Here is a 16,162-nt window from a genome sequence, read left to right as displayed (position 1 = left end):
TTTGGCCGCGACAGATGTGTCGGTGCTGCGGCCAACCTTGTGGGCTGGCCGCACGCGGATTTACTTGATCATCGGCAGCTTGAGGCCGAAGCGCTTGGCCGCGGCAATTGCCTGCTCGTAGCCAGCGTCGGCGTGGCGCATCACGCCGGAGCCGCAGTCGTTGACCAGCACGCGCGCCAGGCGCTCGGCGGCGGCGTCGGTGCCGTCAGCCACGATCACCATGCCGGAGTGCTGCGAGTAGCCCATGCCCACGCCGCCACCGTGGTGCAGCGATACCCAGCTGGCGCCGCCGGCGGTGTTCAGCAGCGCGTTCAACAGCGGCCAGTCGGATACGGCATCGGTGCCGTCCTTCATCGCCTCGGTTTCGCGGTTCGGGCTGGCCACCGAGCCGGTGTCCAGGTGGTCGCGGCCGATCACGATCGGCGCCTTCAGCTCGCCGTTCTTGACCATCTCGTTGAAGGCCAGGCCGGCGATGTGGCGTTCGCCCAGACCCAGCCAGCAGATACGTGCCGGCAGACCCTGGAAGCTGATGCGCTCGCGTGCCATGTCCAGCCAGCGGTGGGTGTGCTTGTTGTCAGGGAACAGTTCCTTGATCTTGGCATCGGTCTTGTAGATGTCTTCCGGATCGCCGGACAGTGCCACCCAGCGGAACGGACCCTTGCCTTCGCAGAACAGCGGACGGATGTAGGCCGGCACGAAGCCCGGGAAATCAAACGCGTTCTTCACGCCCTTGTCGAAGGCGACCTGACGGATGTTGTTGCCGTAATCGACGGTCGGGATGCCCATCGCCTGGAAGTCCAGCATCGCCTGTACGTGCACCGCGCAGCTGTTGGCAGCTTCGTCGGTGAGGCGGGCGTGCAGTTCCGGCTCGCGCTGCGCGTCTTTCCACTGTTCCACCGTCCAGCCGATCGGCAGGTAGCCGTTGATCAGGTCGTGGGCGGAGGTCTGGTCGGTCACCAGATCCGGCTTGATACTGCCAGCCTTCGCACGTTTCACCAGCTCCGGCAGGATGTCGGCGGCGTTACCCAGCAGCGCGATGGACACCGCTTCCTTGCGGGAAGTGTGTTCCTTGATCAGTTCCAGCGCGTGGTCGATGTCGCGCGCCTGCTTGTCCACGTAGCGGGTACGCAGGCGGAAGTCGATGCTGCTCTGCTGGCATTCGATGTTCAGCGAGCAGGCACCGGCCAGGGTAGCGGCCAGCGGCTGGGCGCCACCCATGCCGCCGAGGCCGGCGGTCAGGATCCACTTGCCCGACAGGTCGTTGTTGTAGTGCTGGCGGCCGGCTTCTACAAACGTTTCAAAAGTACCTTGCACGATGCCCTGCGAGCCGATGTAGATCCAGCTGCCGGCGGTCATCTGGCCGTACATGAACAGGCCCTTGCGGTCCAGTTCGTTGAAGTGTTCCCAGTTGGCCCACTTCGGCACCAGGTTGGAGTTGGCCAGCAGCACGCGCGGGGCGTTGGCGTGGGTCTTGAACACGCCGACCGGCTTGCCGGATTGCACCAGCAGGGTTTCGTCTTCGTTGAGGTCTTTCAGCGATGCCAGGATCTGGTCGTAGCACTCCCAGTTGCGTGCGGCACGGCCGATGCCACCGTACACCACCAGCGCCTGCGGGTTCTCGGCGACGTCCGGGTCGAGGTTGTTCTGGATCATGCGGTAGGCCGCTTCGGCGATCCAGTTCTTGCAGTGCAGTTCGGTGCCGTGCGGGGCACGGATTACGCGGCTAGCGTCAAAACGCGGGTCAGTCATGGGAGTTGCTCCTATCGGGTCTTGCTCTGTCAGGTGTTGTTCACTACGTAAGCCGCCGCCGGTTTGCGCCGCACAGCGGAATGCTGTCAGCGCCGCAGTTGGCGCGTGATCGACCATGCCAGTCGCGCGGCGGCCTTGGCGCCGTGGCTGTCCTGGTCAAAATTGGGGTTGAATTCCACCAGATCGGCACCGACCAGCTTGCCGCTCTTGGCGATCTTGCCGACCAGCGCTTCCACCACGCTGATGTCGACGCCGTAGCCGGCCGGGGCCGACACCGCCGGCATCTGCGCCGCCGGCAACACGTCGAGGTCGATGGTCAGGTACACCGCGTCGACGCTGTCGATGAACTCGGCCAGCTGGTGGCGGGCATCGGCCAGCTGCCAGGCGGTCATGTCGCTGTCCAGCCGCCACTCGGCGCCAAGGTTGGCCGCAGCGTCGAACAGCGCGCGGGTGTTGGCGGTTTCGGCGACGCCCAGGCACAGGTAGCGGAAGTGCTGGCCGCGCTTCGCACACTCGGCGGCGATCTGCGCGAACGGCGTGCCGCTGGTGGCTTCGTCGGCGGTGCGCAGGTCGAAGTGGGCGTCGAAGTTCACGACGCCGATACGCTTGTCCTGATGCGCGTCGGCGAGGCCCAGCCAGTGGCCGAAGGCGGTCTCGTGGCCGCCGCCCAGCACCAGCGGCAGGTGGCCGGCGTAGACGATGGCGCTGACGCGTGCGGCCAACCTTTGGTGTGCGGCGTCCAGATCGCCGTCGTCGCAGCTGATGGTGCCGGCGTCGTACAGCGGCAGCGTCGGGTGGTAGGCCAGATTGGCCAAGGCCTTGCGCAGTGCCTGCGGGCCGGCGACAGCGCCGGTGCGGCCCTGGTTGCGGCGCACGCCTTCGTCGCAGGCGAAGCCGAGGATGGCGATGCCGGGCGCGGCGCCGGCGGCCAGCGGCTGCACTACCTGGTGCCAGCGGCGGGCGGCGTCGCCTTCGGCGGCGTCAATGCGGCCAGTCCACATGCTCATGTCGATAGTCATGGTTTATCCCTCGTGCTGCACCACGCCACGGAACACGCGGCGGGTCAGCGGGTTGGTGCCGAGGCCGTATACGATCTCGGCCGGATGGTCGATGTCCCACAGCAGCAGGTCGGCGACAAAGCCGGCGGCCAGCTGGCCGTGGGTGGCGCCGCGACCCAGCGCCTGCGCCGCGTGGCGGGTGGTGCCGCGTAGCGCCTCTTCCGGCGTCAGGCCGAACAGCACGCAGGCCTGGTTCATCGCGAGGCGAATGGAGGCAAACGGGCTGGTGCCGGGGTTCAGGTCGGTGGATACCGCCATCGGCACCTTGGCCGCGCGCAGCTTGTCCACCGGCGGTTTCTGCGTTTCGCGCAGGAAGTAGTAGGCACCGGGCAGCAGCACCGCCACGGTGCCGGACTTGGCCAGCGCGGCGACGCCGGCGTCGTCCAGGTATTCGATATGGTCGGCGGACAGGCCGCCAAACTCGGCCACCAGCGCGGCGCCATGCAGGTTGGACAGCTGCTCGACGTGACCTTTCACTTTCAAACCATGCGCCTGCGCCGCCTCGAACACCTGGCGGGTCTGCGCCGGCGAAAAGCCGACGCCTTCGCAGAACACGTCCACCGCCTCGGCCAGCTCTTCCTGCGCTGCGGCGGGGATGATGACCTCGCACACGTGGCGGATGTAGCCGTCGGCGTCACCGGCGAATTCCGGCGGCAGCGCGTGCGCCGACAGCAGCGTAGTGGCCACTTCCACCGGCAGCGCGGCTTCCAGCCGGCGCGCGGCGCGCAGCTGCTTCAGCTCGTCCGCCAGCGTCAGGCCGTAGCCGGACTTCATCTCGATGGTGGTCACGCCTTCCTTCATCAGCGCCTTCAGGCGCGGCAGGCTCACCAGTGCCAGCTCGTCCTCGTCCAGGCCGCGGGTGGCGCGCACGGTGGAGATGATGCCGCCGCCTTCGGCCGCGATCTGCTGGTAGGGCACGCCGGTGAGGCGCTTTTCCCATTCCGCGGCGCGGTTGCCGCCGTACACCAGGTGGGTGTGGCAGTCGATGAAGCCGGGGGTGATCCACGCACCCTTGGCGTCGCGCACCTCACCGCTGCCGGCGAAGGTGGCCAGCGCCTGCGTTTGCGGCAGCACGGCGTGGATGCGGCCTTCACGCAGCCACAGTGCGTGGCCGTCCAGCGCGCCATAGGGCGCAAGGTTGGCCGCGTCGAAGGTGGCGAGACGGGCGTTGATCCACAGGGTGTCGGGGCTGCTGCTCATGGTGGTGTCCGCTGTTTTGCGATTAATTGTATATACATTTAGTTGATCGCAAGGCGGGCGTCAAGATTTTTCTGCGGCCGGATCGTTTGCCGCGCGCTAGGCGACGGGCCGGAAAGGTGGTGAAAAACCCAATAAAAACAAAAGGCCACGCGCTGGCGTGGCCTGTTTCCGGGTGTTGCGTAAATGTATATACATTTACTATTTGCGTACCCGCGTCTGCGAGCGCAGCTTGTAGCCGGCGCCGGGGTGCAGCAGCCGCGCGAAGCTGACTAGGTGCTTGCCGGACCAGGTGCGGCGCAGCACGCGCAGGCAGGGTTCGCTGGGGAGCAGCCCCAGCAGGCTCTGCGCCTCTGTGTCCGGCAACACCGCCTCGACGGTGTGCTCGACATCGGTCAGCGGGCAGGCGCGCATCAGGTAGGCGTTCGGCGTCTCGCGCTGGAACTGCTGCGCCAGGTAGTCCGGCGCCCACTGCGGGTTGATGTAGCGGTCTTCGAGCTGGATCGGGGTGTCGTCCTCGAAGTGCACGATCAGCGAGTGGAACACCGGCATGCCGACGCCCAGCGCCAGTCGCAGCGCCACTTCCTCGCTGGCGGCTTCCTCGCGCACGAAGTGCACCTCGGCGCGGTAGGCGTGGCCGCGGCTGGCGATCTCCTCGGCGATGTTGTTGACGTCCAGGAGCGGCGATTCCGCCTTGCGCTCGGCGACGTAGGTGCCGTCGCCGGCGTAGCGCAGCAGCACGCCGGCCTCGGCCAGATCGCGGATCGCCTTGTTGACGGTCATGCGCGACACGCCGAACTGGCGGGCCAGCTCCACCTCGGGTGGAATCTTGGCGCCGGGGGCGAAGCTGCGGCTCTTGATACCGTCTAGAATGAAATCGCGGATGCGCAGGTAGTGCGGCTTGGAGGCGGGTTTGGGCGTGCTCATGCAGCGATTGTAAGCTGAAACGGACGGAAAAAGGCGCGGCCGCCGGCGGGCGGCCGCGCGCGGTGCTTCAGTCGAGGTGGGCGGCGAGAAACTGCAGGCTGCGGCCGTGCGCCAGTGCCGCGGCGCGCTGGTCGTACATCGGCCGGCCCCAGCAGTTGAAGCCGTGGTCGACGCCGGCGTAGTCGTGGAACACCGCGTTCGGCTTACCGGCAAACGCCGCCTTCACCGCCGCCACCATGTCCTGGCTGATGTGGCCGTCCTGCGCCGCGTAGTGGAACAGGATAGGCATGGTGATGTCGGCGGCCACGTCCAGGTGCTGCTGGATGCCGCCGCCGTAGTAGCACACCGCGGCATCGGCCTGGCTCAGCGCCGCGGCGCGATAGGCCAGCTGGCCGCCGAGGCAGAAGCCCAGCGTCGCCACCTTGCCGTCCACTTGCGGCAGGGCGCGCAGGGTCGCCACCGCCGCCGCCACGTCGGCAGCCGCCAGCGCGGTATCCACCCGCTGGTAGTAGCCGAAGGCCTGCTGCGTGCCGGCGTCGTCGTAGGCGAGGTCCACGCGCGGGCTCAGCCGCCAGAACACGTCCGGCGCCAGCACCACGTAGCCGTCCAGCGCGTACTGCTCGGCCACGGCGCGGATGTGTTCGTTGACGCCCCAGATCTCCTGCACCAGCACGATGCCGGGGCCGCTGCCGGTTGGCGGTAGCGTCAGGTAGCCGGAGAAGGTTTCGCCTTGTGCGGTTTGAATGTCGATCCAGCGTGAATTCACGGCATCACTCCTTGGTACAGGGTTGGAACGCAGAACGCCGGCGGCATGGCGCGCTTGGCAAGCCGGCAGGAACTGTTGCATTGTAGCCGTCACACCGCTACTACGCCTGCAAGGATGTCATCATGACCCACCCTGTCCATCCCGACCTGCTGCCCGCCGGCGTGCGTGCCATCGAACTGGCCCCCGGCATGCCCGGCCTCGCCTTCAGCCACCCGGATTTCAGCGCCGTGCTCAGCCTGTATGGCGGCCAGCTGCTCGACTTCATCCCCGCCGGCGGCCAGCCGCTGCTGTACCTGTCGCCGCAGGCACAGCTGCAGCCGGGCAAGGCCATTCGCGGCGGCATCCCGCTGTGCTGGCCGTGGTTCGGCCCCCACCCGACCGACAGCAGCCGCCCGCAGCACGGCGTGGCGCGCACTGCGCTGTGGACGGTGAACGCGGTGGTGCGCAGCGACGACGGTTTCCACCTCAGCCTCAACGGCCCGCGCGAGGGCGAGCTGCAGGCGTCGCTGACGCTGCTGCTGGCCCCGCAGCAGCTGTCGCTGACGCTGACCACGCGCAACCTCGGCAAGACGCCGCAGCCGCTGAGTCAGGCGCTGCACAGCTATGTCGCGGTCAGCGACATCCGCCAGCTGCGCCTGCTGGGCCTGGCGCAGGCGCCGTACCACGACAAGCTCGACGGCCAGTTCAAGAGCTGGCCGGACGGCGACTGGACGCCGCAGGCGGCCACCGATGCGGTAGTGGCCAGCGCCGCGCCGCTGCAACTGCACGATGCCGGCTGGCAGCGTCAGCTGCAGCTCTCCAGCAGCGGCAGCGCCAGCACCGTGCTGTGGACGCCGTGGCAGCAGGGTGCGGCCAAGCTTGCCGACCTGCCCGCCGACGGCTGGCAGCATTTCCTGTGCCTGGAGGCGGCCAATGCCGGCGCCGACGCGCGGGTGCTGGCCGCCGGCGAGGCGCACAGTCTGACGCAGCAGCTGCGCGTCGCGGCGTTATAATCGCGCTTTACCTGATTCACCGGAGCGTGACGAGTATGCTCAAGCCCGATCGACTAGATCGATTCCTGCCGCAGGTGTTCCCCAGCGGCGTCAAGGTCAGCAGCTTTGCCAAGCACTGCCCGCACTGCAAGAAACTGGTCAAATCGCCGGCCATGCACGGCGTGGCGCTGCTGGTGGTCGACCGCGTGTTCATCCTGGCGCGCGCCGAATGCCCGCAATGCGGCAACCGTTTTGAAGTGAAGTGCATGTTCGACGACAGCAAGCAGGTGCACCCGGTGCTGCTGCCGACGCTGATGGTGCGTTGGCTGATGCTGTGGCATGCGCGGCAACTGCGCCGGCGCGGCATCCCGCTGAAACCGCTGGCGACGGTGGTCGGCGACGAGCAGGACGCGGTGGCGACGCAGGAGCGCGTCGGCCTGCTGCTGGCCGACAGCGAGGTGACCAAGTCGCCGGAAACGGTCGGCAGCTATCTTGGCCTGCCGATCGTGGCGTGGATCGAATACCAGGGCCAGCGCTATAACTACGACCGCGCGGTGCCGGAAGAGGGCCAGTTCCGCCTCAGCCAGTACGAGGCGCTGTTTGATCGGCGCCTGATCTACCGCCGCAGCGGGCACTGAGCGGCGAGTGACAGACAAGCAAAACGGTGGCACGCAGCCACCGTTTTTTATTTGACGGGGTGCCCGGCGACGGGCGTGGCGGCCAACCTTGCCGCGGGCCTTGCTCAGGCCCAGGGTTGGCCGCAGTGAAAGTGGAGCGCGGTCTCAGGCGTCGTAGTCGCCCCACACCGTCTGCATCGCCGCCGCCGCCGCCAGTGCCGCGGTTTCGGTGCGCAGGATGCGCGGGCCGAGCTTGAGCGGGGTCCAGCCGGCGCCGATCGCCGCCGTCTCTTCCGCCGCCGACAGCCCGCCTTCCGGCCCCGCCATCAGCCACGCCTTGCCGGGTGCGGTGGCAATGTCGGCCAGCCGCTGCGTGCCCAGCGGTGACAGCACCAGATGCGCGTCGCCGTCCGGCTTCGCCGCCAGCCACTGCTTCAGCGTCAGGATCGGCAGCACCTCGGGGATGGTATTGCGCCCGCACTGCTCGCAGGCGGAGACGATGATCTCCTGCCAGCGCGCAAGACGCTTGTCGGCACGGTCGCCGGCCAGCTTGACGATGCTGCGCTCGGTCATCAGCGGCTGGAACACGCTGACGCCCATCTCCACCCCCTTCTGCAGCGTGAACTCCATGCGGTCGCCGCTGGAGATCGCCTGTGCCAGCCCCAGCCACAGCGGCGACTCGCGGCTGCTGTCGTCGAAGCGGCTGATGTCGCAGTCGGCATCGCGCTTGGCGATGGCGGTGAGCGTGGCCTGGTACTCGCCGCCACGGCCGTCGAACAGGGTGATGGCGTCGCCTTCTTTCAGCCGCAATACCTGCACATGGCGCACGACATGGTCGGGAAGGGACAGCGAACGCAGGCCGGCGAGGGGTGTGGCAACAAAAAACCTGGGCATGGTGTGTTGAAAGTCTGTGGTGATGGCGGTATTTTGCTTGTTTTGCTGCAATTGCAACAACCACTGTTTTCAATTCGCCCCCGCGGGGGACGGCTTGAGGTGCGGGCCCACCGGCCTGCCAACCGTGTTAACCCGTCCGCTGACCGGCGGACGCGCCAGGAGAAGCGCATGCAGGTGGTCGACGAGGTCATCCGTACCGTTCGTAACGTGGCCCAGACCGAGGTCATGCCGCGCTTTTTGCGCGTCGGCAAGACGCGCAAGGACGACGGTTCGCTGTTTACCGAGGCCGATCTTGGCTGCCAGCAGGCGTTGCAGCGCGACCTGCCACAGATCCTGCCGCACCCGGTGCTGGGCGAGGAAATGACGCGCGAGGAGCAGGACGCGCTGTGGGCGGCCAATCCGGACGGGCTGTGGGTGGTCGACCCCATCGACGGCACCACCAATTTCGTCAACGGCCTGCCCTACTTCGCCATCTCGGTGGCGCTGATGGTGAACGGCATCAGCGAGCTGGGCGTGATCTACAACCCGGTGGCCGACGAGATGTTTTACGCGCGGCGCGGCAAGGGCGCCTACCTCAACGGCAACCGCCTGCCGCTGAAGACCACGCGCAACAGCATGGGCGACGCCATCGCCGCGGTGGAGATCAAGTACCTGCGCTCCGGCAAGCTGGCGGCGCGCATGAACAGCGTGGCGCCGTTCGGCAGCCAGCGCAGCATGGGCTCCAGCACACTGGACTGGTGCTTCCTCGCCGCCGGCCGCTACGATCTGTACCTGCACGGCGGCCAGCGGCTGTGGGACTACGCCGCCGGCGCGGTGATCCTGGAGGAAGCCGGCGGCCGCATCGCCAGCCTCAATACCGATGACTACTGGACGGACACGCTGTGGAAGCGTTCGGTGATCGCGGCGCTGGACCCGGAGCTGTTCGGCCACTGGCACCGCTGGGTGCGCGCCAACCAGTAAGCCGGCGCACACCCGGAAACGTTGCGGCCAACCTTGGGCAAGGTTGGCCGTTTTGTTTTTGCGCGCGGCGGCCGTCAGCGTGCCACGAGCAGCATGCTGCCGACGACGCTGGTGGCGGCACCCAGCCAGGCCAGGGCCGGCGGGCGTTGCCGCAGCACCGCCCACAGTAGCGGCAGGATCAGCACCGGCGTCATCGCCGACAGCATGCCGACGCTGGCGACGTCGCCCTCGCGCAGCGCCAGCATGATCAGCGTCATGCCCACGCCCTGGCCGATCACGCCGTTGAGCACGGTCTGGCCGAACAGCCGCGGCGACAGCGGGCTTTGCAGCCGCGCGTGGCGGTTGCCGCTGGCCCACAGCAGCCAGTGCGCGCCGCAGCTGACGGCGATGCGCAGGCCGTTGGCGGTGAGCGGATCGACGCCGCCGGCCATCACCGGCTTGGCCAGCAAGGTGCCCAGCGCCTGGCATAGCGCCGCGCCCAGCCCCAGTGCCACCCCCAGTTTGATACCCTGCCCGCTCTCCCACTGTGGCTGCTCGCCATCGCGGCGGCCAAAGGCGATCGCGCACAGCACGCCGGCGAATACCAGCCCGCTGCCGATGGCGGCGCGGGCGCTGAGCGTTTCGCTGAGCAGCATCACCCCCAGCGCCACCGAGAACACCGCATGGGTGGCGAACAGCAGGCCGGTACGGCGCGGGCCGAGGCGGTTCATGGCGGCGAACATCAGCGTGTCGCCGAGGAAGATGCCGGTCAGGCTGGACAGCAGCAAGAGGCCAAGGTTGGCCGCCGCCAGCCCCTGCCAGCCGCCACCGGCGAGGCTGAGACCGCCCAGCAACAGCGTCAGCAGACTGAGGCGGATGCGGGTAAAGCCGAAGGAACCCAGCTGCCGCGACGGCGTGGCGCCAATGACGGCGCTGATGGCCCAGCAGGCGGCGGCGCCCAGCGCCGCCAGATCGTAGAGCAGCATCTCAGTTTTCCTGTTGCGGGGTGTCGTCCAGCAGCGTGATTTCCACCCGCTCCTTGCCGCGGCCGACGTTCTTGCGCTTCAGCGCGATGCGGCCAACCTCGGCGGTGTGCCTGAGGTGGGTACCACCGCACGGCACGCGGCAGTAGCCGGGCACTTCCCAGTAGCGGCGCTCGTTGGCCGCATCGGAAAACGCGCTGACAATGGGGGAATCGTTGTCGATCAGCGCCTGTACCCTGGCGGTGATGGTGGCCAGCTGCGTGGTAATCGGCTGCGGCAGCGCAAAGTCGATGCGCGCCTTGTGCTCGCCGATGTGGGCGCCGATCTTTTCCACGCCGTCGACGTCGCGGCAGATGGTTTCCAGCGTCAGCTCGGCGGCGAAGTGCAGCCGCATCAGCCGGTAGCGCCGTGGCCAGTCGATGCGCACCGTCACCGCGTTGCCCGGCTGCAGGCCGTGGCCGGCAGCCAGGGTGTAGACGATGTCCTGCCCCTGCTTTTCCGCCAGCAGCACCGGCTGGCCGGCGATGCTGCCGGTGTCGCTTTCCTGGCCGCCGCTCTCGGCATAGAAGATGGTTGCCTGCAGCGTGACGCGCTCGCCGTCGACCGTGGCGACCTGGGTGGCCAGCTCGCTCAGGTAGGGATCGTCCCAGAACGCCTTGTGCGTCATGCCTGCTGCTGTTCGCCGGCCAGCCGCCGGTAGACGTCCGGGTCCCGCTTTTCCATGATCCACTCCGGCGTCCCCAGCGCGGCAAAACCGTACTGCGCGTACAGACCGTGGGCGTCGGCGGTGGCCAGCATGAAGCGGCGCAGGTTCTGCAGCTGCGGATGGGCCTGGATGTAGGCCATCAGCGCCTTGCCCGTGCCCTGGCCGCGCACGCTGTCCAGCACGAACACGTCGCCGAGGTAGGCGAAGGTGGCGAAATCGCTGATCACGCGCGCAAACGCCACCTGCTGGCCGCGTTCGTCGTAGCCGCCGATGCACAATGCGCCGTCCAGCGAACGCTCGAAGATGTCGCGCGGCAGGCCGCGTGCCCAGTAGGATTCGCCGCTCAGGTAGCGGTACACCATGTCGCGGTCCAGCCGCTGCTTGTCGGTATCGAATGTGATGCTCATGTCTGCCTCCCTTGCAGCCTGTCACGCTACTGCCGGCTGGCCGTGGCGGCAAGCGGGGTGGGCAGAACACTGTGTGAAGCGGCCTGCCAAAAGCAATGCGGCCAACCCTGAACCAAGGTTGGCCGCATGTTCCTTGCCCTGCGCCTGCTTACGCCTGCTGCAGGCGGCGTTGCTTCCAGTAGCTGAGCAGCCCGGCGCCGGAGTACAGCGCCAGCCCGCTCCAGATCAGCGCGAAGCCGACGGCGCGTTCCGGGCCGAACGGCTCCTGGTACAGCAGCACGCCCAGCAGCAGCTGGATGGTCGGGCCGAGGTACTGGATCAGGCCGACGGTGGCCAGCTTCAGCCGCCGCGCGCCGCTGGCGAACAGCAGCAGCGGGATGGCGGTGACGATGCCGCCGCCGACCAGCAGCAGGTCGGTCGCGAGGCCGAGGTGGCCGAAGCCGCCGTTGCCGCTGATCTCGAACCACAGCAGCGCGGCCGCCGCCAGCGGCAGCATCAGGAAGGTTTCCAGCGCCAGCCCTTCCAGTGACGGTAGCGACGCCTGCTTGCGCAGCAGGCCGTAGACGCCGAAGGAGCCGGCCAGCCCCAGCGCCACCCACGGCAGGCTGCCGACGCCGATGGTGATCCACGCCACGCCGAGGGTGGCGAGGCCGACGGCGCTGGCCTGCGGCCGCGTCAGCCGCTCGCCGAGGAAGAAGCGCCCCAGCAGCACGTTGACCAGTGGATTGATGAAGTAGCCGAGGCTGGCTTCCACCACGCGGCCGTCGTTGACCGCCCAGATGTAGATTAGCCAGTTCAGCGACAGCAGCAGCGAGGACAGCGCAAAGATGCCGAGGCGGCGGGTGTCGCGCACGCTGTCGGCCAGCCAGCCCCAGTTGCGCTGCAGTAGCAGGATCAGTGCCACGAACACGGCCGACCACACGATGCGGTGGCACAGGATCTGCAACGCCGGCACGTCGTGCAGCAGCTTCCAGTACAGCGGGAACAGGCCCCAGATGAAAAAGGCACCGACGGCATACAGCACGCCGCGCGAGGTTTCCTGACGGGAGGTAGACATGGGAGGCACCGCAAAGGTTGGCCGCAGGCCGGCTTGTGGCCGGTGGCGGCAGGGTCAAGGGTGCACTCTACCGCCCGCCGCTGGTCTACTCAATGGCGGGGGCGAAACGCTGTGTTCTGCGCCCGGCGGCGGCCGCGCATGCTGCACTGGCACATAAGCCGCACCTGCTGCGGTGAAACGACAATTATGTTGACGTTTACGTTTACGTCACCTAGTCTGCGCCCTGTGCCGCGCCGCCACCTGCGTGCGCCGGCCACCGCCACAAAAAGACGCCACAGGCGCTACAACTAGAGATAGAGATTGCCAGCAAGCGCCGCTCACAAGGCCGGCCTCGCCCCGTTGCCACAAGCACAGAATGATGGAGGAGAAACCATGTCGATTCGCCATGTCGCACTGGAAGACAAATACACGGCAGCTACCGGACAGGTATTGCTGAACGGCATCCAGGCGCTGGTGCGCCTGCCGATGATGCAGCAGGAGCGCGACCGCGCCGCCGGCCTCAATACCGCCGGCTACGTCACCGGCTACCGCGGCTCGCCGCTGGGTAACGTCGACCAGAACATGCAGAAGGCGGAGAAATACCTCAAGGCGCACAATGTGGTGTTTCACCCCGGCCTCAACGAAGATCTGGCCGCCACCGCGGTATGGGGCACGCAGCAGGTCAACATGTTCGACGGCGCCAAGTACGAAGGCGTGTACGCCATGTGGTACGGCAAGGGCCCGGGCGTGGACCGCTCCGGCGACGTGATCAAGCACGGCAACGTGGCCGGCACCAGCAAGCACGGCGGCGTACTGCTGATTTGCGGCGACGACCACGCCGCCAAATCCTCCACCTTCCCGCACCAGTCCGACCACATCCTGGCCGCCAGCATGATCCCGGTGCTGTCGCCGTCCGGGGTGCAGGAGGTGATCGACTATGGCCTGCACGGCTGGGCGATGAGCCGCTACTCCGGCTGCTGGGTGTCGATCAAGGCGATCACCGACACCATCGAAAGCTCGGCAGTGGTCGACATCAGCCCGGATCGTGTCAACTGCGTGATTCCCGACGACTTTCCGCTGCCGGCCGACGGCCTGTCCATCCGCTGGCCGGACACCCCGCTGGCGCAGGAAAAGCGCGTGCTGCACCACCGCCTGTACGCGGCGCTGGCCTACGCGCGCGTCAACAAGCTGAACCACGTGACGCTGGATTCGCCGAAGGCGCGCTTGGGCATCATCACCTGTGGCAAATCCTATCTCGACGTGATGCAGGCGCTGAACGACCTAGGCATCGACGAGGCGCTGGCCGCCGATATCGGCCTGCGCATCTTCAAGGTGGGCATGGTGTGGCCGCTGGAGCCGGAAGGCGTGCGCGAATTCGCGCAGGGGCTGGACGAGATCCTGGTGATCGAGGAAAAACGCCAGATCATCGAATACCAGTTGAAGGAACAGCTGTACAACTGGCGCGACGACGTGCGCCCGCGCGTGGTGGGCAAGTTTGCCGAAAAAGGCGAATGGGCGCTGCCGCACGGCGACTGGCTGCTGCCGGCCGCCGGCGAGCTGACCCCGGCGATGATCGCGCGCGCCATCGCCAGCCGGCTGGCCAACATCTTCGACAGCCCGGTGATCCACGACCGCTTGAAGTTCTACGACGACAAGGAAGCGCAGCTGGTGCAGCCGCGCGAGGCGATCAACCGCATTCCGCACTACTGCTCCGGCTGTCCGCACAATACGTCGACCAAGGTGCCGGAAGGCAGCCGCGCGGTGGCCGGCATCGGCTGCCACTACATGGCGCACTGGATCGAGGGCGACAGCACCAAGACCTTCACCCAGATGGGCGGTGAAGGCATCACCTGGCTGGGCCAGGCGCCGTTCACCACCACCAAGCACATCTTTACCAACCTCGGTGACGGCACCTACTTCCACTCCGGCCTGCTGGCGATCCGCGCCGCAGTGGCCGGCAAGGTGAACATTACTTACAAGATCCTGTACAACGACGCGGTGGCAATGACCGGCGGCCAGCACGTCGACGGCTACCTGGACGTGCCGATGATCACCCGTCAGGTGCACGCCGAAGGGGTTGGCCGCATCGTGATTACCAGCGACGATCCGGACAAGTACCGCACCGCGCACGGGCTGAAGGAAGGCCTGGCGCCGGGGGTGGAAGTGTTCCACCGCCGCGAGCTGGACCGCATCCAGAAAGAGCTGCGCGAGCTGGAAGGCGTCACCATCCTGATCCACGACCAGACCTGTGCCGCCGAGAAGCGCCGCCGTCGCAAGCGTGGCGAATTCCCGGACCCGGACCGCCGCATCTTCATCAACGAGCGCGTGTGCGAGGGCTGTGGCGACTGCAGCAAGAAATCCGGCTGCCTGTCGGTGCTGCCGGTGGAAACCGCGCTCGGCCGCAAGCGCAAGATCGACCAGAGCAGCTGCAACAAGGACTACAGCTGCGTCGAGGGCTTCTGCCCCAGCTTTGTCAGCGTCTCCGGCGCCAAGCTGAAAAAGTCCAGCGGCAACAAGACCGGCCTCGACAGCATGAGCACGCTGCCGGAACCACGGCTGCCGGCGCTGCACGAGCCGTACGGCATCATGATTACCGGCGTCGGTGGCACCGGCGTGGTCACCATCGGCCAGGTGCTGGCGATGGCCGCCCACCTCGACAACAAGGGCATCACCGTGCTGGACATGGCCGGCCTGGCGCAGAAAGGTGGTTCGGTGTGGTCGCACGTGCGTATCGCCGACAGCCAGGACAAGCTGCACGCGGTGCGTATCGCCGCCGGCGACGCCAATCTGGTGCTGGGCTGCGACCTGGTGGTGACCGCCGCCGAGGAAGCGCTGGCCAAGATGCGCGAGGGCTTCAGCCACGTGGTGGTCAACAGCTACGAATCGCCGACCAGCGCCTTCCTGAAGAACCCGGACGTGCGTTTCCCGGCGCGGGCGATGAAGGACGCGATCATCGAATCGGTTGGCGGCAGCCACTTTGCCGAGGTCAACGCCACCCGCATCGCCACCGCGCTGATGGGCGACGGCATTGCCGCCAACATGTTCATGCTCGGCTACGCCTGGCAGCAGGGGCTGGTGCCGGTATCGCTGGAAGCGATCATGGCGGCGGTGGAGCTGAACGGCGCCGCGGTGAAGTTCAACCAGGATGCCTTTACCTGGGGCCGCCACGCCGCGCACGACCTGCAGCGCGTGGAAACGCTGGTGTCGCCATCGGCGGTGGTGCAATTCGTTCCACGTGAAACCGTGGACGGCGTGCTGCATCACCGCAGCAAGGAGTTGGTGGCCTATCAGGACGAAAAACTGGCCGCCCGTTACAAGGCGCTGGTGGCAAAAGTGCAGGCCGCCGAAGAGCAGGCCCATCCTGGCAGCAGCGCGCTGGCACTGGCAGTGGCGAAGAACTACTACCACCTGCTGGCCTACAAGGACGAGTACGAAGTGGCGCGCTTGTACAGCGACGGCGTGTTCCAGCGCGAGCTGGCGGCGCAGTTCGACGGCGAGCTGAAGCTGACCTTCCACTTCGGCGCCAGCTGGATGACCGGCCACCAGCCGCGCAAGATCAACCTCGGCCAGTGGGCGCTGAAGGCGATGGGCGTTATCGCCCGCTTCAAGAGCCTGCGCGGCACCGCGCTAGATCCGTTCGGCTACCAGGCCGACCGCAAGCTGGAACGTGTGCTGATCGGCGAGTTCGAGACGCTGGTGGACGAGTTGTGCGGCAAGCTGACCGCGGCCAACCTGGCCACCGCCACCGAGATGGTCAAGCAGTACGAAGGCATTCGCGGCTTCGGCCATGTCAAGGACGCCGGCCTCGCCAGCGCCCGTGGCAAGCTGGCAGAACTGCGGCAGGCGTTCGAGGCGTTACCGCACACCGGCAAGGGTGCAGTGGCGTAACGGGCAATGTTTGAGGGTGTTTGA

General features: G+C 67.2%; 14 protein-coding genes. 4 read left to right on the top strand and 10 right to left on the bottom strand.

Annotation, left to right across the window (positions count from 1 at the left end; genetic code table 11):
- Window positions 1–60 precede the first annotated feature (60 nt).
- From hutU to PQU89_RS09940, 5 genes are all read right to left on the bottom strand, one after another.
- Window positions 61–1,749, bottom strand: a complete 1,689-nt coding sequence (hutU, locus tag PQU89_RS09960) for a urocanate hydratase (RefSeq protein WP_272765675.1) — start codon at window positions 1,747–1,749, stop codon at window positions 61–63.
- Between the two features lie 86 nt (window positions 1,750–1,835).
- Entirely contained in the window at window positions 1,836–2,768 is a 933-nt protein-coding gene (gene hutG, locus PQU89_RS09955; protein ID WP_272765674.1) for a formimidoylglutamase, read from the bottom strand.
- Window positions 2,769–2,771: 3 nt separating this feature from the next.
- The gene (gene hutI, locus PQU89_RS09950) at window positions 2,772–4,007 is read right to left on the bottom strand and encodes an imidazolonepropionase (protein ID WP_272765673.1); all 1,236 of its coding nucleotides are present in this window, start codon (window positions 4,005–4,007) and stop codon (window positions 2,772–2,774) included.
- A gap of 198 nt (window positions 4,008–4,205) precedes the next feature.
- Complete coding sequence (gene hutC / locus PQU89_RS09945) at window positions 4,206–4,931, bottom strand: histidine utilization transcriptional repressor HutC (protein ID WP_272765672.1); 726 nt, start codon at window positions 4,929–4,931, stop codon at window positions 4,206–4,208.
- Window positions 4,932–4,998: 67 nt separating this feature from the next.
- On the bottom strand, window positions 4,999–5,697 hold the full coding sequence (locus PQU89_RS09940; RefSeq protein WP_272765671.1) for a dienelactone hydrolase family protein: 699 nt from the start codon (window positions 5,695–5,697) through the stop codon (window positions 4,999–5,001).
- 122 nt (window positions 5,698–5,819) lie between these two features.
- On the opposite strand from PQU89_RS09940, the gene PQU89_RS09935 reads away from it, so the two are divergent.
- Together PQU89_RS09935 and PQU89_RS09930 are read left to right on the top strand one after the other, a co-directional pair.
- The gene (locus PQU89_RS09935) at window positions 5,820–6,689 is read left to right on the top strand and encodes a D-hexose-6-phosphate mutarotase (RefSeq protein ID WP_272765670.1); all 870 of its coding nucleotides are present in this window, start codon (window positions 5,820–5,822) and stop codon (window positions 6,687–6,689) included.
- Window positions 6,690–6,724: 35 nt separating this feature from the next.
- The gene (locus PQU89_RS09930) at window positions 6,725–7,306 is read left to right on the top strand and encodes a hypothetical protein (RefSeq protein ID WP_272765669.1); all 582 of its coding nucleotides are present in this window, start codon (window positions 6,725–6,727) and stop codon (window positions 7,304–7,306) included.
- Window positions 7,307–7,450: 144 nt separating this feature from the next.
- Here PQU89_RS09930 and PQU89_RS09925 read toward each other — a convergent pair whose 3' ends face one another.
- Window positions 7,451–8,179 carry a 16S rRNA (uracil(1498)-N(3))-methyltransferase gene (locus tag PQU89_RS09925; RefSeq protein WP_272765668.1) on the bottom strand — a complete coding sequence of 243 codons (729 nt, stop codon included), beginning with the start codon at window positions 8,177–8,179 and terminating at the stop codon, window positions 7,451–7,453.
- Window positions 8,180–8,353: 174 nt separating this feature from the next.
- On the opposite strand from PQU89_RS09925, the gene PQU89_RS09920 reads away from it, so the two are divergent.
- Window positions 8,354–9,139, top strand: a complete 786-nt coding sequence (locus PQU89_RS09920; protein ID WP_272765794.1) for an inositol monophosphatase family protein — start codon at window positions 8,354–8,356, stop codon at window positions 9,137–9,139.
- 74 nt (window positions 9,140–9,213) lie between these two features.
- Here PQU89_RS09920 and PQU89_RS09915 read toward each other — a convergent pair whose 3' ends face one another.
- From PQU89_RS09915 to rarD, 4 genes are all read right to left on the bottom strand, one after another.
- Window positions 9,214–10,104, bottom strand: a complete 891-nt coding sequence (locus PQU89_RS09915; RefSeq protein ID WP_272765667.1) for a DMT family transporter — start codon at window positions 10,102–10,104, stop codon at window positions 9,214–9,216.
- Between the two features lies 1 nt (window position 10,105).
- Window positions 10,106–10,768: an alanine--tRNA ligase-related protein gene (locus PQU89_RS09910; protein WP_272765666.1), complete on the bottom strand. Its 663-nt coding sequence runs from the start codon at window positions 10,766–10,768 to the stop codon at window positions 10,106–10,108.
- Window positions 10,765–11,214, bottom strand: a complete 450-nt coding sequence (locus PQU89_RS09905) for a GNAT family N-acetyltransferase (protein WP_272765665.1) — start codon at window positions 11,212–11,214, stop codon at window positions 10,765–10,767. Before PQU89_RS09905 ends, PQU89_RS09910 begins: the two co-directional genes overlap by 4 nt.
- Before the next feature lie 148 nt (window positions 11,215–11,362).
- Window positions 11,363–12,271, bottom strand: a complete 909-nt coding sequence (rarD, locus tag PQU89_RS09900) for an EamA family transporter RarD (RefSeq protein WP_272765664.1) — start codon at window positions 12,269–12,271, stop codon at window positions 11,363–11,365.
- Between the two features lie 372 nt (window positions 12,272–12,643).
- On the opposite strand from rarD, the gene PQU89_RS09895 reads away from it, so the two are divergent.
- The gene (locus tag PQU89_RS09895; RefSeq protein WP_272765663.1) at window positions 12,644–16,138 is read left to right on the top strand and encodes an indolepyruvate ferredoxin oxidoreductase family protein; all 3,495 of its coding nucleotides are present in this window, start codon (window positions 12,644–12,646) and stop codon (window positions 16,136–16,138) included.
- Window positions 16,139–16,162 lie beyond the last annotated feature (24 nt).

Origin of the sequence: Vogesella indigofera (assembly GCF_028548395.1) — a bacterium.
GTDB classification, from domain to species: Bacteria; Pseudomonadota; Gammaproteobacteria; order Burkholderiales; family Chromobacteriaceae; genus Vogesella; species Vogesella indigofera_A.
Note: the sequence above shows the minus strand (reverse complement) of the source record. Positions and strands in the feature narration are given on the sequence as shown.